The sequence below is a fragment of the Nostoc sp. genome, from assembly GCF_036917395.1.
Classification (GTDB): Bacteria; Cyanobacteriota; Cyanobacteriia; order Cyanobacteriales; family Nostocaceae; genus Nostoc.
Genome location: NZ_JBALDI010000022.1, coordinates 14354 through 36123 on the forward strand (window position 1 = coordinate 14354; position 21770 = coordinate 36123).

Annotated in this window: 16 protein-coding genes; 1 reads left to right on the plus strand and 15 read right to left on the minus strand. The window is 42.9% G+C overall.

All coding sequences use genetic code 11. From position 1 onward, the window contains the following. Positions 1–13: 13 nt before the first annotated feature. The 5 genes from V7K46_RS09870 to V7K46_RS09890 all read right to left on the minus strand — a co-directional run bounded on the left by V7K46_RS09870 (position 14) and on the right by V7K46_RS09890 (position 5137). Complete coding sequence (locus V7K46_RS09870; RefSeq protein ID WP_273765020.1) at positions 14–241, minus strand: hypothetical protein; 228 nt, start codon at positions 239–241, stop codon at positions 14–16. 166 nt (positions 242–407) lie between these two features. Continuing rightward, entirely contained in the window at positions 408–743 is a 336-nt protein-coding gene (locus V7K46_RS09875) for a hypothetical protein (RefSeq protein WP_335112568.1), read from the minus strand. Positions 744–1112: 369 nt separating this feature from the next. After that, entirely contained in the window at positions 1113–1715 is a 603-nt protein-coding gene (locus V7K46_RS09880; protein WP_334974019.1) for a superoxide dismutase, read from the minus strand. 493 nt (positions 1716–2208) lie between these two features. Further along, positions 2209–3816, minus strand: coding sequence for a bifunctional pantoate--beta-alanine ligase/(d)CMP kinase (locus V7K46_RS09885; RefSeq protein WP_335112570.1), 1608 nt, complete (start codon positions 3814–3816; stop codon positions 2209–2211). 217 nt (positions 3817–4033) lie between these two features. Further along, positions 4034–5137: a septal ring lytic transglycosylase RlpA family protein gene (locus tag V7K46_RS09890; protein ID WP_335112573.1), complete on the minus strand. Its 1104-nt coding sequence runs from the start codon at positions 5135–5137 to the stop codon at positions 4034–4036. Between the two features lie 1455 nt (positions 5138–6592). On the opposite strand from V7K46_RS09890, the gene glsA reads away from it, so the two are divergent. After that, complete coding sequence (glsA, locus tag V7K46_RS09895; RefSeq protein ID WP_335112575.1) at positions 6593–7576, plus strand: glutaminase A; 984 nt, start codon at positions 6593–6595, stop codon at positions 7574–7576. 590 nt (positions 7577–8166) lie between these two features. On the opposite strand, the gene V7K46_RS09900 is transcribed toward glsA, so the two are convergent. The 10 genes from V7K46_RS09900 to V7K46_RS09945 form a co-directional block, all read right to left on the minus strand. After that, positions 8167–8685, minus strand: a complete 519-nt coding sequence (locus tag V7K46_RS09900; protein WP_335112577.1) for a GNAT family N-acetyltransferase — start codon at positions 8683–8685, stop codon at positions 8167–8169. Positions 8686–8728: 43 nt separating this feature from the next. Further along, a complete protein-coding gene (locus tag V7K46_RS09905; RefSeq protein WP_335112579.1) occupies positions 8729–9544 on the minus strand; it encodes a DUF1838 domain-containing protein in 816 nt (271 codons plus the stop codon). Positions 9545–9725: 181 nt separating this feature from the next. Beyond that, on the minus strand, positions 9726–12098 hold the full coding sequence (locus V7K46_RS09910; RefSeq protein WP_335112581.1) for a beta strand repeat-containing protein: 2373 nt from the start codon (positions 12096–12098) through the stop codon (positions 9726–9728). A 792-nt stretch (positions 12099–12890) separates the two neighbouring features. After that, positions 12891–14075 carry an AbrB family transcriptional regulator gene (locus V7K46_RS09915; protein ID WP_335112583.1) on the minus strand — a complete coding sequence of 395 codons (1185 nt, stop codon included), beginning with the start codon at positions 14073–14075 and terminating at the stop codon, positions 12891–12893. A gap of 269 nt (positions 14076–14344) precedes the next feature. Then, positions 14345–14683, minus strand: coding sequence for a hypothetical protein (locus V7K46_RS09920; protein WP_335112585.1), 339 nt, complete (start codon positions 14681–14683; stop codon positions 14345–14347). Between the two features lie 629 nt (positions 14684–15312). Beyond that, complete coding sequence (locus V7K46_RS09925; RefSeq protein ID WP_335112587.1) at positions 15313–16185, minus strand: aldo/keto reductase family oxidoreductase; 873 nt, start codon at positions 16183–16185, stop codon at positions 15313–15315. A 78-nt stretch (positions 16186–16263) separates the two neighbouring features. Beyond that, positions 16264–16512: a hypothetical protein gene (locus V7K46_RS31995; RefSeq protein WP_442939821.1), complete on the minus strand. Its 249-nt coding sequence runs from the start codon at positions 16510–16512 to the stop codon at positions 16264–16266. 229 nt (positions 16513–16741) lie between these two features. Next, complete coding sequence (locus V7K46_RS09935) at positions 16742–18667, minus strand: S9 family peptidase (protein ID WP_335112589.1); 1926 nt, start codon at positions 18665–18667, stop codon at positions 16742–16744. 532 nt (positions 18668–19199) lie between these two features. Next, positions 19200–19565 carry a Lin0512 family protein gene (locus V7K46_RS09940; protein ID WP_335112609.1) on the minus strand — a complete coding sequence of 122 codons (366 nt, stop codon included), beginning with the start codon at positions 19563–19565 and terminating at the stop codon, positions 19200–19202. Positions 19566–19942: 377 nt separating this feature from the next. Continuing rightward, positions 19943–21751: a multicopper oxidase family protein gene (locus V7K46_RS09945; RefSeq protein WP_335112591.1), complete on the minus strand. Its 1809-nt coding sequence runs from the start codon at positions 21749–21751 to the stop codon at positions 19943–19945. Positions 21752–21770 lie beyond the last annotated feature (19 nt).

Genomic DNA, 21770 nt, shown 5'->3' on the forward strand with positions numbered 1-21770 from the left:
ATAACTCCTGACTTTAAAATACCTCATCTTCAATACCGCGCCACCATTCCCCCAAATTCATCAAGTCTTGGTAAATATCTTCTAATTCTTTGGTATAGACATCGTTTGTAAGGGTGGCTCGACGCTCTTGCAATTTTTTGAGGCGCAGTTGTACCAATAGCCAAGGTTTAGAGATGCTATTCGTTGCTTCGATGTATTGCGCTAGTTCTTTACTACTGCCCGTTAGCTCATTATTTGACATTTGCTGGAATTTAATAAAATCTATATTTGATCAGGGTATCAACTTTCGTAGACAATTTTTCATCTCCCTTTTTATTTGTAATTTATAGTTCATCTGAACTATTAAGTGGCGAGGACTTTTAAAACATCCTCTAAGAAAAATTATTAGTTGAGTGCAGATGCGATGTCTACGACAAGGCTTTCGCCAACGCATCTCCAAGTTCATGTAATGTTCTTTCTCGTGCAAAGTCAGCTGCTGCCCGTGCCGACTCTGCCAGAATTGTGTCAGTGTTTGGCGTTAGCTTCAAAGCCCCACCTAAATAACCCAGTGCCTTAACATAACAATCAGATAAATTGGTCGAGGCTAACCGCTTTACAGTTTGGTAATCACCATTTACAAAGGCAGATAAAGCTTTGGCGTGTAAATCATTTCCGGGTTCTGGAACATCCAAAACATTGAGGATTGCCTCAATAGCTTTATTTACCTTTTCTAGCGTCAGTTCTTGTTGTACGGCTTGCACCATTGTTTTTACTCCTAAGTCCAGTTTTCAAAATTTTTAGCTCTAACTTGGGGCAAATAGAGTATGTCCCAGTTACGATCCAAATGCTATTTTACGATTCATGACACAAAACCAACAGCATTATTCCGGTCATAATTAATGAATCGCAATCCTTAGAAAAGCTAGATTTTGCTCCCTGATCTTCCCCATCCCCTCAACAGTCAACCAAAAACAGCCACGAGACTAGTTCGTGACTGCTAACAAGATTGGTCAATTAACTGATTGTTTCTACTTTACATATCTGGCACAAGCCACGTAAACGCATTGGCGCAGCCTCTCGTAGAGAAGCAGCTTGCCAAAAGGCATCGCAGCCAGTTCAAAACTGGCAATTCATTAAGCTTTAGCCAAATTTTCAGCAACAAAGTCCCAGTTCACCAACTGTTCTAGGAAATTCTTAATAAACGCTGGACGAGCGTTTTTGTAGTCAATGTAGTAAGCGTGTTCCCAAACATCCAAGGTTAGGAGTGCCTTCTGTCCATGAGCTAGTGGATTTTCTGCATTTGGTGTTTTAATCACCTTCAGCGTACCACCATCATCAATCAGCCAAGACCATCCGCTGCCGAATTGAGTTGTGGCTGCATTAGAGAATTCTTCCTTGAATTTGTCAAAGCTACCGAAGTCTTTATCAATCTTGGCTGCGATTTCACCAGTGGGTGCGCCGCCACCTGCGGGTTTCAAGGAATTCCAAAAGAAGGTGTGGTTCCAAACTTGAGCAGCGTTGTTAAAGATTCCCGCCTTAGAGGAGTCTTTAAAGGAAGTTTTGATCACTTCTTCCAGAGACTTATCGGCAAGTTCAGTACCTTCAGTGAGCTTGTTCAGGTTGTCTACATAAGCTTTGTGATGCTTGCCATAGTGATACTCGAAAGTCTCAGCTTTCATGCCATAAGGCTCTAGAGCATCCTTGTCAAAGGGTAGTGGTTCTTGTACAAATACCATTGTGTGAAATCCTCTCTTTATCGGTTTCCAGTTGAAAGCTATTGCAGAAGCTTAGGAAATTAGCAGCTTTTGTTTTTGAGAGTTTTATGTCTTTCATTATGGAACATAAAACTTAACATCGTCATTCTACTACCAAAGTGAAGATGAAAACAAAGTACTTTTGTGATAAGTCAAATCGTTAGTAATTAATGATTATAAATAAAAATGGCTGATATTTCATTGCTAGAGACTGATAATTAATTAGCATTTAGCAATTAAAGCTTTCATACTTCTACCTTTAGTAGGATTAATTGAGATGTAAAAAATCAGTCGAAAGCGAGATGATTTGAGTATTAAATCATCTAATATTTCTAGTACAAGGCTTAATTTGCAATGAAAATAGCCAATAGTTAAATTATCTATTTTGTTTTAAATGCGGTTTTGAGGATGGTAAGTGAATAATCACTCACCCACCATCCTTTGAAACTAAAAAACTAACAGCAAATAGGGGTGATTACCACTGAGATAAACGCTGCTGGTAATAGTTAACAATTTGTGCGGTGACTTCAGATACGTCTAAACCATCGGTTTGAACTTCGATCGCATCCGTTGCTTTTTGCAAAGGAGAAACTTTGCGTGTACTATCTTTCCAGTCACGTTCGGCAATATCGTGTTCCAGCTGCTCTAAACTCACTTCGGGTTGACCTTGTTTGTTAAAGTCTTGCTGGCGGCGACGGGCGCGTTCACTTACAGAAGCGGTTAAGAAGATTTTAACTTCGGCATCGGGGAACACGTGAGTACCGATATCCCGACCTTCAGCTACTAAACCACCTCTTTTACCCCAGTTTTGCTGTTGTTTAACCAATGCTTGACGGACAGCACTTTGTGCCGCGATCGCCGATACAAGAGATGTTACCTCAATCGTGCGAATTGCTTGGGTAACATCGATACCGTTAATCCGAACCCGCACTGTCGATTCTAAATCCTGGGTAGGAGTAAGTTCAATTTTACACTGGCTAGTTAATTCGGCGATCGCACACTCATCGTCAATGGCAATCCCCTTTTGCAGTACTAACGAAGTGACAGCACGGTACATTGCTCCTGTATCTAAATACACTAAATTTAGGTTTGCTGCCACTTGACGCGCCACTGTAGATTTTCCAGCACCGGCTGGGCCATCAATGGCGATAATAGGTTGACGATCGCGCAATATCGTATTGTCAATCAAACGTGTAGCACCAAGACGAGCTGCGATCGCCAACATTCCTTCCTCCTCAACTTTATTTAAAGACATCAACGTAGTCGGTTCAACCAATTCAATATATTCCACTGAGACTGTGCTGACCATTGCCACTTCTTGCTGTACCACTGCTATCAACTTGTTGCTATTGCGATCGCCTGCAATGAATGCAGCTTCAGCTCGTCGCAAGCCGCGATATAACACCGCTGCTTCCTCTTTTGCCGTTGCAGTCAAATATTGATTACGAGAACTGAAGGCAAGACCCGACGCTTCCCGTACTGTTGGACAAGCAACAATTTCTACTGGCAAATTTAAGTCAGCTACTAAGCGTTTAATAATTGCCAGTTGCTGACCATCCTTTTGACCAAAGTAGGCACGGTCAGGCTGTACCAAGTTGAAAAGTTTGGTCACAATCGTAGCGACACCCTGAAAGTGACCTAGCCGAGAACGACCACACAAGCCTGTTATCATAGCAGATGGGGGGATAACTTGTGTAACCTTTGATTCTTGTATACTTTTGTGGGGAACTGCCATTTCTTCCGGAGTTGGTGCAAAAATGGCATCTACCCCAGCTTGTTCACAAAATTGTTGGTCTTGCTCTAAAGTGCGAGGGTAGCGTTGATAATCCTCGTTGGGAGCAAATTGCAGGGGATTGACGAAAATACTAACAATCACTGTAGAATTTTCTTGCCGCGCCCGTTGGATCAAGCTTAAATGACCTTGATGCAAATTCCCCATCGTTGGCACTAGACCGACTGCCGTCTGATACCAGTTAGTCATCTCATCTAGTCTCAGATCCTCAGTAACTGCCATCAGCTTGTTTTCTGAGCAGCGTTTAGTTAAATAGCAGCGTAAAGCTGCGACTGTTGTCAGCAGGCGCACAAAAATACCCCTAGTTCTTATCGATCCCTCCCCCGCTAGTTTATATCTGAAATAGAGGGAAGAGATGGTTGAACTAGGGGAATTAAGTGATCCGAAACTGGCGATCGGGCAAAACAGTTGCGAGTTATGAGTTCCGGTTCTGAGTAAAGAAGTGAGATTCCCTACTCAGTACTCAGCACTTGACTGAGCGCTCACACCGAAGTCACTCAGCACTTGATTATTTCTCTAAGACTTCAATATGCACTTGTGCCACGCCACTGCCCATCATTCCCAAAATCCGAGCCGCACCAGCAGATAGGTCAATGACTCGCCCGCGAATGAACGGGCCTCGGTCATTAATCCGCACCACTACAGAACGACCATTGTAGGTGTTAGTTACACGAACTTGCGTACCAAAGGGTAAGCTGCGATGGGCGGCAGTCATTTCTTCTGGATTGAACCTCTGACCGCTAGCAGTACGATTACCAGAACCATCATAGCCGTAATAGGAAGCCATGCCTCCAAAAGAGATTCGCACTGGGCCGACGGCAATCTGTTTTGGCAATTTAGGTATTGATACTGGTAGACGCACTGGTAAATTCGTAATTTCTTTTAAGGGAGATGCATTGCCTAGTAGCCTCCGCAGGCGATTGGTTGCTTGCAATGCATCTTCCGCCAAATTGTTGGTAGTACCTGCTAATCGCGTATCTTCGTTGATTTCGACCAATTCTTCGCCATTAATTTTGATTACATAGCGATCGCCATCTTGCTGGAGGGGAACGCTTTTGTTTTGCGCTTGATTAGCAGTAGATTCGCCCCCTGCTTTCCAACTTACGGTAATCTTACTCCCGTCCACATTTTCTCGGTTCAACTGGTTAATCTTAGCTGCTATTACACCAGCTATTTGAACCGGATCATTGTCTACAGAGCTAATCTGGTTAGTCACATCCGTTAAGTTACCAGTACTCACCGTGTTTGGTGAATTGCTAGCAATAAGGGCGTACGATTGTACGCCCCCATTATCTCCAATTGCCCCAACTTTTTTAGTTTCAACGCTCGTATCTGGTAGAGAACTCAAAAAGGTAAGAACAGGTATATTTCGGATAAAAAGGGTTGCTGCCTTACGTCCTCCAATGTTGTGAGGATGAATTTGTGTAATCACAGCATCCAAGGTTTGTTCCCCTGCTCTGGATTGGTACTCTCCCACCTTCACCACATCAGGGGCAGACGATTTTTGGGAAGCTAGCGTATTTCCCTTGATGGTTTGAGTGCAACCGACTGAGGGTATGCCCAAAACAGCCATAGACAGGGTAACAATAATCCACAAATGTCTTTGATTCATGCGTCCGTTTTTAAAGCGACTGTAGAACTTAAGTTTTATAACTTGCGGGATTTTCACTAGTGAGAGTGACTTCCCTCCTGATAACTCGAACTCGTTCCGCCTTCACTTCTTTTTTATAACTGCAACAGACTAGCATGAACCTTTTGGCTTGGGGATCAGGGTTTTAGCGTAATAATTGGCAACATGATTCAATTTAAATTCCAATTTCAAGGGCGAAACCTTTCTCAAATGGCGACTTTGGCTATGTAACGCTTTTTAATGCAAGTCAAAAATTTCTTAAAAAAACTTTACATTTCTTGCACACCAAAGTGACGATACCCGATTCACATCGCTTCTAAAGGTTCGCAACTACCACTGTATTATAGATAACATCTCTATCAACTATTTACGAACAAACCCCAATATAATAACTTTAATCAAATGGCATCAGCATAAATACTCAAAAGTAGTTAATTAATGAAATATTTAGATTTACCTATGAATAAGTCGTGATAAGAGTTACATCTAAAATAATTATGCAAATTAGTTTGAGTTTAATATCTTTTTTCAAAGTTTTTTCTACTGATATTAATCATGACTTTTATTCTCCATGACTAGACTTAAACTAGTAACAAATGTAACTTATTATAACAGTAATGCTGAGTATAAAAAAAAGAGGATACTCAACTTAATATTTTTTGTGATTAATCATGAAAAAATTAGTAAATCTTGGCGATCGCTTGGAGATAAAATTTATAAGGTATTAAAAAAGACAAGAGTCATTTTTTGACCTAAGTAGTTGCTCAAAAATGATTTTTGAGAGCAAGCTGTTTTTTCAACTGTAGAGATGTGGGGCTGTGCCCTTTCAAGGTGAACGTTTGTACTATGAAAGAAATGATGTTTTAACCCAATTTTGGTATTTTGGCGGCTGCTATCGCTTAATTTACAGTCCCAAAATTTGGAGTTTAATGGATAAATTCTTTGTTCAATTCCAGCCGATGCCTGAAATGCCGTAAAAACTTTGACAGTACATATGCTCACCTTAAAAGAGCTAGTCCTAAAATCTAGCCCTTTCAAGGTGGGTAAAAATGTTAGTCAAAAAACCTCTTTTTAACTTCTTACCTCTGTGTTCTCTGCGTTTCTATGGTTAGATAAATTACTTTTAAACCACAGAGGCACAGAGGAGGGCAGTTGCGTGGGCGGGTTTCCCGACTTGAGCAAACTGCCCGTAGCGCAGAGAGAAAAAACGAGATTTTTCGAGTCACCTTAAAATCTTAAGGTTATCTTTTTTGGCAAGTTCATCGTTCCAATTTTGATTTCTGGCAAGATTATGATTTCAATTTTTTAATTAGGGTTGCGATCGCATTTATTAGACACACTATCTTTGATTTCGACACTTTACAGATGTACGGAGCTTATTCAAAAATAAAATAAGATTCCTGTATACTAGGTAATTTGGGAAATGCTATCAGCCTGATGACAAGCCAAGCAAATCAAGAAGATTTAGAAATAGATCCATCGCCATTATTAGCTGTTCTCAACGAGTTGCATTCCCAGTACAAGTTACTGCAAGAGGGTGCAGTAGCGAAATACATTCCAGAACTGGCAAAGGCCAACCCGGAATTGTTCAGCATTTGCATTGTGACAGTAGATGGTCAGGTTTACAAAGTTGGGGATTACGACCAACTCTTTACCATTCAGTCAATTTCCAAGGTGTTTGCTTATGGACTTGCTCTAGAAGATCATGGACTGGATTACGTTTTGACTAGAGTTGGCGTGGAACCGACAGGGGATGCATTCAACGCGATTATTTTGGATGAGCAATCAAAGCGACCTTATAACCCAATGGTAAATGCTGGAGCGATTGCCACCACCAGCTTAATCAGAGGTTTCGGCCCAACCGAACGCCTCAACCGAATGCTAGATATGTTCCGGCGATATATTAGCCGCGATGTCTTCGTTGACATTTCAGTTTTTACCTCAGAACGGAGTACAGGGCATCGCAACCGCGCAATGGCGCATTTGATGCTCAACTTTGGGATGATTGACCGGAACATTGAAGAAGCTTTGGATCTTTATTTTCAGCAGTGTGCTGTGATGGTAAATTGTCAAGACTTAGCAAAGATGGCGGCTACCCTTGCTAACAGAGGTATTAACCCGATTACAAAAGAACAGGCGGTAAATAAGCATTACATCAAAGATATTCTGAGTGTTATGTATACCTGTGGAATGTACAACTTTGCAGGTGAGTGGGCTTATAAAATTGGTATTCCGGCGAAAAGCGGTATTAGTGGTGGGATTATCGCCGTTGTACCCAATAAGATGGGTATTGGAGTTTTTTCGCCGCTGCTGGATGTGCGTGGTAACAGTGTGCGGGGGGTAAAGGTGTGTGAAGAACTTTCCCAACGGTTAGGTTTACATCTATTTGATTGTTCAGGTCAAGAGGCGAAATTCGATTGAAGGAGGCAGAAGAATTTTAGATTTTAGACTTTCCTGCGGAACGCTACGCGTAGCTTGCTTCCACGTTCGCGGAGCGTCTCGTAGAGAAGTGGTACGGCTACGCTCAGTCGAACGATTTTAGATTTTGGATTGAACAATAAACCTCTTGCACGAATGCAAAACTACCCTCAATCCCCAACCCCTTCTCCCAAAATTGGGAGAAGGGGAGGCAATTTCAAAGTCCCTCTCCCATCCTTGGGAGAGGGATTTAGGGTGAGGGCTTTTGATTTATGCAAGAGGTCTAATCTCAGTAAACCAAAAAGTTTTTTAGAAGCCTTATCAAGGGGACATTTCACTGAAATCTAGGGATATCACAAAACAACGTTTGTTGAGCATTTCAGACGATACCCCTAGCTAGCTTTAAGCGACGCCGAATAGCCCGTCGTAGACATCGCTCTAAAGATTCCTTTAAAACCAATGGTGAATACTCCTAATTTCCGATGGCTGAAACCGTTGTTTTTACGTTGGTTTTTAAAAGTTTGTGGTTTACTGAATCTAAAATTTATTAGCGATCGCAAAATAACACTATATATAGATATAGTCATCAAATTCTAAATTATCCCTTTTCGCGTGTCCGTCCAACCGTATGCAACTTCAATCAGTTGCACTGTACCAATCTCGATTTGCTTTTGGTTCACTTGTTGACCACCAAGGCTTTGATAGAACCCGGAAGCGGGATTATCAGCTAAAACCCACACTAACATTGAACTAATACCTGACTGAAGCAGCCTTGTTGCTACGGTGGAGATCAGGCGATATCCTAAACCTTGGCGCTGATACTTCTCGATAATATAGATAGCGTACAACTTACCTTGATAAATGCGATCGCCTGTCCTCTCTTGACCTCCATTAGCAAAACCAACTATTTGTCCGATTTCATCTTCAGCAACATAAGTGAAATTATCTTGAGCTATATTGCTGAAAATTTTTACCCATTTTGTCTCTTGTTCTTCATCAGATAAATCTGCCAGAAACTTTGCTGGCATTAAGTTGCTGTAGGTTGTCCGCCAAGCGTTTACATGCATAGCGATTGTGGGTGCATCGGCTAAGTTTGCTTTTCGGATCACCATCAGCTATTTCCTGGCAAGAGTTCGATATTGCTTTCTGGCTAGTTTATAATTCTTCTGCTTGGGGAAGCGGGAAGATTTCACCAGCCAAGTAAGCTTGAAAGTGCTTTTGGAAGTATAACCAGGATGTCATATCTTCTCCATCTGTCAATGCTTTTGGGGCTTTTTTATATAGAGGAATACGGTTATTAATTTCGTCTTGCAGCAGTGGGGGCAGTTCTGTTAAACCATTGACCTTGCTACCAACAGCACTGTAGATCAGATTACCGGGGCGATCGCCCATTTTCATCCAGGGAAGCCATTGACCAATCCTATCCCAACTCAGTTTGAGTTGAGAAACTGAGGGGAGGGCTGTGTTGAATAAATCTGCGGTTGGCACAGTCAATTTAAACAATTCGGCTGCCTGATAAATTGGATTTGGGCTGTATTCGGCAAATTTGCGATCGTCTGCTAAGGGATTGGGGTAATAGGGAAATATATCAAAAACGAAGGTTGTGCTATCACCGTCTACTTGTGCAGGAAAATTTCCTTCAAACTTGCCCTGCACTGGATTATTGGCAACGTGAATCACCGGAACTGTCTCGCCTGTCCAAGGATTCTCCCATTTGGGCAAAACCTCATCTGTTTTTGGGTTGAGATAGTAAGTCAGTTCCCTAGAAGTAAAATCCCAGCTACCTTCTGCTGTGGGAATACATCGGCTAACACTCAATCCCAGCATCTTAAACAGGAGTTGTCTTTTCTCGCCGGGGATAAAGGCGTAAATTTTACCTTTCCAAATCAGGAAAGTGGATTCGCTAGGGTCGAGGGAAGAACGAGTTTTAACCCAGTGCTGGGCTTCAAGTTCTTGGATTTGGGCAACCATCTAAAGCATCCTTAGTATCTGGATAACAAAAGAATAAGCTAATCAGCATTCAAGTTGCATCTTTGGGAGTTGGGAGACGCGATTAATCGCGTCTGTACAGGAATTGGGAGTAGAGACGCTTCTGAGTTTCGCACCGGGAACTAGTCTAAACGCCAATATAATCATGAAGCACTCATTACGATTAACCAGTCACATAAAAATTGTTATTGGTTAGTGACACTCCAGCAGATAGTTGGGCAAATTTTACCTGAGCAGCACCCCCACTACCATCTTGGTCAAAATACAATGCACCTGTAGTGTCATCATAGATAAATCGCTGGGCGCTGGTCGTTGCAGATGTTCCAAGTGTAAACTGACTAGCTGAGAGGTAAATTGGTAATAACCCTCCACCAAAACCACTAGCCGATACCCAAATAAGTTCACTACTTGCGTTGAAGTCATAAATACTATCAACGCCTTGATCGGAAGTCAAGAAAACAAAGGTATCAGTACCAGTCCCTCCATAGAGGACATCATTACCGTTTCCACCTGTCAAGGTATCATTTCCAACACCACCGTTGAGGGTATTATTGCCCAAACCAATCCCGCTGTAGTTGCCCAAGCCAGAGGCAGAGAGATAATCATTACCATCGCCCCCAACGAGCAGATTATTGCCTCTTGAATCGTCAGCATTCAAGCTATCATTACCAGCACCACCGTTGAGGGTATTATTGCCTGTTGAATTGTTAACATTCAAGCTATCATCACCAACACCACCGTCCAGGATATTCTTGCCTGAAGCAGTATAGTAAGATTCATTGGTATCGCCATATTTGTAGTAGCCAGAGGCACTCAAAGAATCATTGCCATCTCCTCCAGAGAGCAGATTATCGCTTGTTGAATAGTCAACACTCAATCTATCATCACCAGTACCACCACTGAGAGTATTCTTGCCAAACAAGCCAGGAGTATAACCGTATTTACCAGAGGCACTCAGAGAATCATTGCCATCGCCTCCATCTAGTAAGTTATCACCTGTTGAAAAGTCAACATTTAATTTATCGTTACCAGCACCACCGTTGAGGGTGTTATTGCCTGAGGCAGTAACAAAAGAAGAATCTGTTGGTTGATCTTTGTAGTAGCCAGAGGCACTCAAAGAATCATTGCCATTGCCTCCAGAGAGCAGATTATCGCCTTTTGAATAGTCAGCATTCAAGGTATCATCACCAATACCACCGTTGAGGGTGTTATTGCCAGAAGCGCCACTATAGACAAAGTTGGAGCCGTCGGAGTAGTAGGCAGAAGCTCTGAGATAATCATTACCACTGCCTCCATCTAATAGGTTATCGCCTGTTGCAAAGTCAATACCCAAGAAATCGTTACCAGCGCCACCGTTGAGGGTATTCTTGCCAGAAGTGGCAATGCCATCAGGGAAATCGTAATTAGAGGCAGAGAGATAATCATTGTCATTACCCCCAAACAGTAGGTTATCGCCTGTTGCAAAGTCAAAATTCAAGGTATCGTTACCAGCGCCACCATTTAGAGTGTTATCGCCTGAGGCTGCGGCGTTCCCGTATCTAGTTGCGTCACCAGAGGCACGCAGATAATCATCGTCATCGCCCCCAAACAGTAGGTTATCACCTCTTGAATTGTCAATATTCAAGGTATCGTCACCAGCGCCACCGTTGAGAGTGTTATTTCCAGAAGTACCATTACCGTCGCGGTAGAAGACATAGCCAGAGATATAATCATTGCCATCGTCTCCATTGATTAGGTTAGCGCCTGTTGAAAAGCCAAAGCTATCGTTACCAGCACCACCGTTGAGGGTATTATCCCCCTCACCATCGCTGAGAACATCATTCCCCGCACCACCGCTGAGAACATCATTCCCCGCATCACCGCTGAGATCATCATTCCCCGCACCACCAATGAGAGTATCATTCCCCGCGCCGCCACGGAGTAGGTTATTGCCACTCTTACCGTTGATGTAGTCATCACCACCCTGACCATTAATAACATCATCTGAATTGTCAAAGCCGTTGACATAGTTATTCAGGTCGTTAAAGAAGGTGACTGTGTTCTTGCGAAACGGGTTCTGTTGGGTGGAGTTAGCATTGACGACATCAAAGCTGTCCTGAATGCTGATTTGTCCATCAAACAGGATATTGCCCACTGTTGATAGGTTATCTAAGTTTTCCAGGGTAAAGTTTTGCAGGATCAATTTGCTATTACCCCCAAAGGAAATTTCCAGATTACTGCCATTCTGGGCGAGTTGCAGATTTTGAGCAGTGAAGCCAGAACCTTGAAATATCAAGGTATCCACTTCAGCTATGACTGCTGCTGAGGGATTTGAGCCTTTACCTACGCCACCAAAATCAGTGATGATAATGTCATTCTCGTACTGGGAGTTTAAATAGGAGGTGAAAATAAATCTATCATTGCCACCGCCACCAGTTAGGGTGTCATTAACTCCATTGCCTATGATGATATCGTTCCCAGCTTTACCGTTAATTTTGTCCGCATCGGAGGTGCCCACTAGGGTATCATTACCGTTGGTTCCAATGATATTTGCCATACCTTTTATCTACCTGAATCGATTTTTTGAGTAACTTAAGTTTTCAGCCTGCTGTTAATGCTGTTTTAAAGTACAATGAACTCGCCGAAATTTGACACTTTTGACAATACTTAAAGTCACCCTTGAGGGTTACAAATTTTTCCCAATATTCAATCTGTTGACCAGCTTATTAAGTAGCAATTATTGAACTATCTTGGACTCTCTAAGTCTTAGGCACTATACAAATTTATGAGCGTGTGTATTAAGGAAAATAGGTCGTTTCAGGCTTTTCTAAACTATCTTTGATTCAGTAGCTATTACTAAAAAAATGCCGAAAATCAAGCTTGAATGCCTAAATCCCACACCTCATATTTGGTTTTTTGTGAATGCGTAAGTCCTAGCAGTTTGAAAAAAAGGAATAGGTTAAGACAGCGCTACAGCATGGTTTCCCGAACCAGGCGACTGCGATCGCGCAGTGTTAGCAAGGAACGAGTGTTACCCTAAGGGTGACAGGGGATATCTTTATGCCCTTGTTGTGGGCTATTGTTTGTGGGTGTATAGCCTGAAAATAGGAAACATCTAAAATAACCCAACAATCCATTACCTACCGAATATTTACTTAAATGTCTATACTATAAAATATATCTTTGCATACTCTTTACATTATTTCCTGGTAAATGTATATATAAATACTTATCTTTATGTAATCTTGATATTTTCATGGAGATGAAGCGATCGCTCTAGGATACTTCTCTAAGGCTAAAAATACGAAATTTAGAGAAGTATGCCCCCCTGCCCCCCTGCCTTCATCAATTAAACTGGCTTTGAAACTTGCTCATCCAAACGGCGAAACAAAAATACCCAAAGTGGTAGAGAACTATTAATCGCAATCAATCGCACTAAATGACCAGTTGTGACAATTTCAACATTATGGTTCAATGCCAGGGAAACCAAAATCATTTCTGCTGATCCTCCTGGTGCTGTGACTAAGAGACAAGTTAACCAGTCCCAAGAGGTTAATTGCATTGCAAGTATAGCAGCGATCGCTCCGGCTACAAGGGTCATGCCCACAGACATCAAGGCATAAGCGACAGTCTGCTTTTTAAAGTTGGGTTTGTCTCCCCAATACTCACCAATAGTAATTCCCAGGAGCATTTGACCCAATAAGTTAATTAAAGGCGGCGGACTAAAGCTAATATCACCCACGAAAGGCAGCCAATGTAGCAAAGGATTAAACCCGATACCAATTAACAATGCACCAAAAAAATCACCAGCGGGAATTTTAAATAATATAGCGGGATAAACTACTAATCCAGTGATTAGCAGTACTAACAAAAGTAATTCTAATTGAGATGGATCAAAATTGAGCCAAGCAGTGTTGATCGGGAGTGTTTGGGGATAGTAATTACTAGCTGATGTCCTAGCGATGAAGGGAATTAGAACAACTACTGAGGTGACGCGAATCGCCTGAACTAGGGCAACTAAGGTAACATTTTTATTGTAATCGGCGGCGATCGCTGCCATAATTCCGACACCGCCAGGAACTGTAGCCAGCATTGCTGTCATTAAGTTGGTTTTGCTGAGGCGGGAGTAAATATAACCAATACAGCTTCCACTCAGCAGCAGAAACAAGGTAAGAAAAATAAATATCGGAATATCAGAAACAACACTAGCTAGATTACCGTGGGCACTGGAAGCGCCAACAGTTAAGCCTACAAGTGCCATTCCCACTTTTCTCGCAGTGCGGTTAGGTTGGGGGGAATATTGATAGAAAATTCGACACCCTTGAAGAATTAATGTGCCAGCAGCAATCCCACCAAATATCCAGGCAATCCTGCCAATTTGGAACTTTGCCAGCAGTAAACCCAAAGGTAATGCCAGAAGTATTTCCAAGACAAGGACAATTAGTTGCTTGGCAAATAGCTGTTGTTTGGTAATAACAGGATTTTCATGAGTGTGTTCTTCCAGGTTGGGAGCAACACTTACACTTTGATTCATCGATACAAGCTTTTATTATTAATTTAACTTATGTACTAAAGCTAATGCGATCGCCCAAAATAACTAGAGCATCGATTCAACCTAATCCCCCAGCCCCCAACCTTACAACGGTTGGGACAGAGGTTCTTCCAGGATTACTAAATTGGTGTTCTAAGTCTAAATTTACCGCGTCTTCCATTCAAACAAAAATGCCTATAGACAGAGGATAGGGGCACAATTGCGGTTGTGCCCCTAAAAATAATTTGTATTCCTTTCAATGGTTCAGCCGTTTAATCTTCGTCAAGGGCTGGAAAAGCTTCTTCAAGCTGCCACAACCTATCTTTATTTTCAACGAACCAAATACGAGTTTCTGGAGTTAATTTACTCCAAATGACTTCAACAGGGATATGAGGAGATGCATATTGGTACTGCTGACCAAGTGATTTGAGATTGTCAGCTACAGGATGGGGAATTCCAAATTCTTCCCAGTCAACTGTGATACTTCTTCCCGAAACTCCTGCTGTGGGGTCGAAAATCAATTGTGCTGATCTGACTAAATCAGCAAAGTGTTTCAGTTTGAGTTTGGTGATCTCCTGAATTTGGAGTGATTCGTTATACTCTTGAGACATGATCGCCGCAGTGGTAAAGATTAGTGGTGTATTGAACTTACTGCCAGAGATTTTTATCCCAATATTTTTACTTTAGCGCAGAGCCGCTAAATTCATCACGACTAAGATTATATAGATTAGGGATTAGGAACTTCCAGTTAAAAAAACATCCTATCTCCGGGGCGCAAGGCCAAGATCCCCTACAAATGTACAAATAATTTTGGATAAGGGACTTCCAAGAAATAAATTATCCAAATAAACGAACCACAGAGACACAGAGAACACAGAGGAATAAAAAGGAGAGTTTTTTCGCCAGTTTTTTGAGTATTTTTTTATTTGGAAGTCCCTAATGTATTTTTTGTCAGTCCCTTAAGTATTGGGAAGAATTCTGATCCCAGTCGCCAATCCCCAGTCCCTAGTACAGCGCGGCGGAAATAAACAACCCATTTCAAATCAACGAAACGTTTACGCTGTATTTATTTTAACTTTTACTTCTCTTCTTAGGCTGCGCCCTAAGCGTAGCTATGCCGCAGGCTTTACGGCTATGCTCAGTACAAGTGACTTTTGACTGGTGATTCAATGCGTGATCACCTCATCGCCTGTCGTTTATAGGATTGACGGCATTGATTCGTATGCCCTGTTTGGCATAGTTAAGCGCCGCCGATCGCGTCCAGTTCGGCAATTATTTGCGGTGGAAGTTGCAAATCTGCGGCTTTGAGATTCTCATGCAGATGCTCAACCGATGAGGTACCCGGAATCAGCAAGATGTTCGGCGAGCGCTGCAACAGCCACGCCAGCGCAACCTGCATCTTAGTGGCTTTGACCGACGCCGCCACCGTGTCCAGCGTCGAGGACTGAAGCGGGTTGAAGCCGCCGAGCGGAAAGAACGGCACGTAGGCGATGCCCTTACCCGCCAGATCGCCGACTAGCGCCTCGTCGTCGCGGTGAGCGAGGTTATACTGGTTCTGCACACAGACCACCGGCGCGATCGCGCGCGCTTCCTCGACCTGCGCTGCCGTCACATTGCTAAGTCCCAGGTGCCGGATCAGCCCCTGCTGCTGCATCTCGGCGAGCGCAGTGAATTGCTCTGCGATCGACCCCTCGTTCGGCCCCTCCCCCCACCGGCGCAGGTTGACGACATCGATCGCGTCAATGCCCAGGTTGCTCAGGTTGTCGTGTACCGCTTGGCGAAGCTCGGTCTGACTCTGCGCTGGATTCCACGATGCGTCCGCGCCGCGCACTGCGCCCACCTTGGTGACAATCGTCAAATCTTCGGGGTAGGGGTGAAGCGCCTGCCGAATGATTTGGTTGGTGATGTGCGGACCGTAGAAGTCGCTGGTGTCGATGTGATTGATTCCGAGTGCGATCGCTTCGCGCAGAACGGCAACAGCAGCATCCACGTCACGCGGCGGTCCCCACACACCTGATCCAGCAAGCTGCATCGCACCATAGCCTATCCGCTTCAGAGTCACAGAAGTGCCTGCGAGCGTGAAACTACCGCCAAGGTTCACTTGAGCAATCATATTTTTGTTCCTCCTAAATGTTTATCGGTTTGTGAAGAAATCAATGATTTGCAGTGGTAATGGTCGCCTTCAACTGCTTCATGTTCCAGCAATCAGTATAGCGAAATAGCGAACTCCATTAATACAGCGTTTTTCAGGTAAATGAGGTACACACGTAGGGGCACAACAATGTTGTGCCCTTACAATAATCTGTACCTCACTAAGTTGCAATCTGCTGTAAACTAAAACATCGGCATACTCCACAAGATAGCCGTTTCTCAAAGCTTTTTGATAGGTAAATAGCAGATCGTGCATCAGCCAAAATTGACCCTGCGCTGCTGTTTCCATTGATTACTCTAATTTATGATTTTAGTCTTTAACATCTTCATTTATTTATCTCAGATTCATCTCTCTGGCGTCAGTTCTTATTGCTCGTTATTGACAAGAGATTTTGACGCCATTTTTTCTGATTCATGCTTGCTCAAATCTTTTTTTGACTAATAATGTTTGTTTTGATCACTTGACTTTTTTCTCCCCGTAATTTCTCTTTGTGACAGTTGGGGGTGCGGAAAGTAGGCTAAAAGTTTTCAATGACTACAGGTTCGACTGATTCAGCAATTTCAAAGTTGAAAATTCGTGAGTAAAAGTAGAGTTCTGCTGACAAAGAACGTTTGATATTTGGGGCTTTGCGGAAGCCATGTTCTTCAGCCTCAAAAGGAAGATAAGCTACAGGTACACCTTTAGTTCGCAGTGCTGTAACCATTGCTTCAGTTTGGTTGGGCGGAACCACTCGATCTTCTAATCCTTGGAAAAAAATCACTGGACAGGCTAGACGATCGCTAAAGTTGATTGGCGATCGCTGCTGATAAATCTGACGCTGTTGTGGGTAAGCGCCAACCAGACGATCCAAGTATCGCGATTCAAATTTATGTGTATCCCGGACTAAAGCTTCCAAGTCGCTGACACCATAATAGCTGGCTCCTGCTTTAAAAGTATCTCGGAAAGTCAAGGCACAAAGCGTTGTGTAACCACCTGCACTACCACCAGAAATTGCCAGGCGATCGCCGTCTACATCTCCCCGTTCCACCAAGTAACGCGCACCAAATACACAATCATCTACATCTACAATTCCCCACTGTCCATCCAGTCGTTGGCGATACTCCCGCCCGTAACCTGTACTACCACCATAATTTACATCCAGAACCGCTATTCCTCGGCTAGTCCAATACTGAACGCTAAAATTGAGGCTACTAGAAGTGGCTGCGGTGGGCCCACCGTGGCTGTTGACAATCAAAGGCGGTTTTTCGCCCGCAGGAGCAGTATAATCTAGGTTTTGAGGCGAGTAGAAAAGGGCGTGTGCTGTTTTACCATCAGCTGTTTTGTACTCAATGGCTTCAGGGAGAGAAAGATAACCAGCATCAATAGTTACATCGCTGGAACGCCTTAGTACTTCCAGCTTTTTGGTTGTCAAATCCAGACGGATAATAGCTGACAACTCAGTTGGAGAACTTCCACGAAAAACCACCTGGTTAGAGGTGGCATGGAGAGAACTAATAGCTGTGTAGGGCGTATTTATTGGTTCTAGTTGACCTGTTACTGTGTCAAGGCTAGCTAAATACCAAATACCTTGCTGGGTATAAGTACAAATAATCCGGTTAGCAGACTCAAAAGCATAAGTGGACATCCCAAAATTCCATTGCGGCTGACCAAACTCCGCTTTGATTTGAGTTAGCGCTTCTACATTTTCATCTTGCCAACGATATATATTCCACCAACCTGTACGGTCAGAAACAAAATACAATTTGCCATCCGGCGACCACTCTGGCTGAAAGATAGATTCATCTAAATCGCCAGCAATTTTTTGAGTATTTCCTAAACTACCATCTGCTTTTAATTCCCCAACCCATAGTTCAGTGCTATCCCAAGGCATATTAGGATGGTTCCAAGTCAGCCAAGCTAATCGTAAACCATCGGGACTAAGGCGAGGCGAAGCATAAAAGTCATTTCCAGATACTAATACTTGGATTTTGTGTCCATCTAGTTCCACGCCGACTAAAGTATTGACCGCCTCATTTGCAGCATCAGTGTGATCTTCGTACACGCAAATAATTCGGTTGTGTTGGCGGTCAAAAATACCATCTGCATAGCGTGTGGCTGCTGATGGGGTGATGGCTTGCGGCTGTGTATCAGTATCCTGACGATATAGGCGTTGGTCAATAAAATTAGAAAAGTAAACAGTGCCATCTACCACAAGAAAAGAACTGCCACCATATTCATGCACACGGGTACGCACGTTGAAGGGAGTAGGTGTGATATCAGATTCACCATTTGCATTCCGGCGGACTACGACATTTCTACCTTGGTCTGACGGTCGCAGTTCGCTCCAGTAAATATCTTCGCCATCGAGAGCAATTTGTCCCAACCCAATTGTCCGTGCGGTAATTAAGTCTGTTGTGATGGGCGATCGCCAAGATCCGTAAGATACTACCTCTGGTTTAATCACGCTCTATTCTGCTCCCTGCTCCCAAGAATTATACATTGTGTGTAGAGGCAAAACTCAGACACACCCACTTATACTAATTCATAATACTAGATTGCAGCTGCCCCAAACCTTTACTACAAGCGATTGGCAGGCTTGACACCACTTGTGAGCATTTTTTTAAGTATAAGTAGTTGCAGCTTTGACCTCACAATACCTTTGCCAGAAACAAAGGTGTGTCTAACTTTTTGCTGAAATAGCCTAAGACAAGCGTATGCTTGGCTGTTAAGCAAGTTGTCACCATTTCAGGAGCTATCACCCTGAATTTAGAAGCTGTCGTTACTAAAGTCAGGATTTTTTGCTTAAAATCACGACTTTTATCTTAAAATCACGATTCTTTGCTTAAAATCACGATTTTTTTCTTAAAGTCGTGAGTTTTTGCTTAAACTCACGATTTTTTTCTTAAAGTCGTGATTTTTATCTTAAAATCACGATTTTTTTCTTAAAGTCGTGAGTTTTTTCTTAAAGTCACGATTTTTTGCAAAACTTGGATCAGCTACTCATTTTCGATCAGAACTGTAACAGCAGCGATCGCAATCAACATTTCGTCATTTTTATCATTGAGTTCGGGAATAGCCTGCCCTTGAACTATCATCCCCCCAGATTCTACGGTAAGACTTTTCCGACCAAATGGTAGGACAGCTAATACCTCTTCTTCCCTAACTTGTTCTGGATATGGTACTGCTACCTGAACTTCTATAATCATTTCATTGGGATGACTTAAACCTGCAACCTCCCAAACACCAGGTAAAGCATTGTGAGCGATCGCATTCCGTACTGCCCTAGATGCTGCTACAGTCGGTTCTTGTCCATGCTGATCTATTCCCATGCCCATCTCAATAATCAACCGTTTACGCACCATTGCTTCCTCTGGTAAATTCTGCACCTTTCACTTTATCTTTCTATTGGATAGCAATACAGAATTCTCGATAAATGAAATACACCATTAAAGGAGTCAAGAGTTCAATCTACAGTTATCCTAAATCCTGACTTCTAACTAAGAAGGGGACAGGCATTAGACAAGAGCGTGAAAATGACGCAGGCATAATTCATCAATTGTACCTACCAAGGATTTCGGGCAAGACATAATTAATTTCAACAGATGTCTATTGTTTTATGTGCAATCCCTCTCTCAAGCTTGGGAGAGGGACAGACAAAGAAGGGGAAGCTAAACACCCCGTAGCCTCGTAGGGGAGGGGCATTTGTGAGAGGTCTTTTAAGGATTACTGAATTAGTGTTCTAGGGAGTTGCCACAACTTGAAAGCGTCGCATCATATCGAAGTCTTCGTGTTCTAGGATGTGACAGTGCCAAAGATAATACCCCGGTTTGTCGAAGGTGGCAATAATGCGAACAACTTCACCTGGGTTAACAACTACGGTATCTTTCCAACCTTTCTCATAAAGTGGTGGAGGCTCAGGACTGCCGATTAGACCAGCATTTTGTAGAAATAGCTTAGTCTTACGAGAGTCTGTAATAATTGGGACTGCACTGCCAGCAAAATTCTGTCGATTTAGAATCAGGAAGGAAACCAAGTGCAAATGAATTGGGTGTGGCTCTTGTGTCGTGTTGTATAATTCCCAAACTTCAGTTGTGCCGAGTTTTGGTTTCTCAGTAGTTGGCTCGTCATAGCGCAATGAGCCGTCTGCCAATGTACCTTGCTCTAAAAGCTTGCGACCGTATTCATCCATATTCTCAAAAAGAACCAGTTGCCGAGTCAGTCCGGTTTGAGCAGGAGGTATTATCTTGTCAGGTAGCAAACGTGTTGTCAGTCCATCACTTTCATTGGTATCGACTGTAGCATTTGGAACATTTGAAAGTGGTTGCTCGACTGCAATTTTCATTATCTGACCTGTAAGCTCGGAATCGGCTTTATCATCAAAGTTCCTGATGATGAACTCTTTTCCCGAATCGCCAGTGAAGTCAACAATCACATCAGCGCGTTCACCTGGAGCAAGAACTAAATTTTCAAGTACGATCGGTTTTTCTAATAAGCCTTGTTCGGTGCCGATTTCGTAAAACTTTTCCTTCGAGTCGTTGAAATTCAGGTTGTAGAAGCGCGAATTTGAAGCGTTTGCCAAACGTAAACGGTACTTTCTCGGTTCTACCGCCAGCTTTGGCCATGCCATACCATTTACTAGGATGAAATCACCGTAGAAATTGGGTACTACACTTGGATATGGAGCATCTGGATAATTTGAACCAGGTGGGTAGTAAAGCTGACCCTTCGCAGTGAAATCCCGATCCTGGATGATCAGTTCTTTCTCGTGGTTACCACTGGGCAAAATGTTGCGATTGATCAGATTAATCTCGTTGTTATCCCTTAGCAGGTAGAAGCCTGCAAGACCAGCGTATAGACTTAAACGATTGTTACTGAGAATGTGGTCGTGATATAAAAGCGTTGCTGCCCGCTTATTGTCATTTGCATAACTATAGTTCTTTTTAACCCAACTGGGTCCGGTTTGTGAGAAATCTTGGGTAAACCAAGCTTCGGAATATCCGTCGCTAGTCCACTCAGTATGACCGCCATGCACATGCGTCACTGTAGGTACAAGCCCTTTGGAAAGAGCGTTTTCAACCGATTTTGTAATGATGCTCTTGTCTACTGGGAAAAGATGTCCAGTTTTTGGTAGTTTGTTGTCCCACAGCACTTCAATCGGTACGTCTTTTCGTGTCACGAATGTGGAACCTGGGTAAGTAACAGCCTTTTGCCCTCTTAAGCCATACCCCCAAACTTTTGTATTCAAGCGTGCATCATCCTTTGTACCATATATGCCATCTGCACCAGGACTGCTATATAATCCAAGCCATTGCTTAGTTTCTCCCATCTCTACATCGAAGTGACCACCCTTTGTAGCATCTATCCTCCCTAGAGAGGGCAGCGAATTGATGAACTTCGGTTGAGTTCTTGGATCTAGCCGCGAATCAGCAGCCATAGTTATACTCAATTTGGAAAATATAATTCCAGCCAGTAGTGTTACAATAAAGACAAAGGGGAGATACAGTTTGAAGTTTCGCTTCCACTTACTCAGAAATAACTTGCTAGTCATAATTAATCTACTCCTTCAA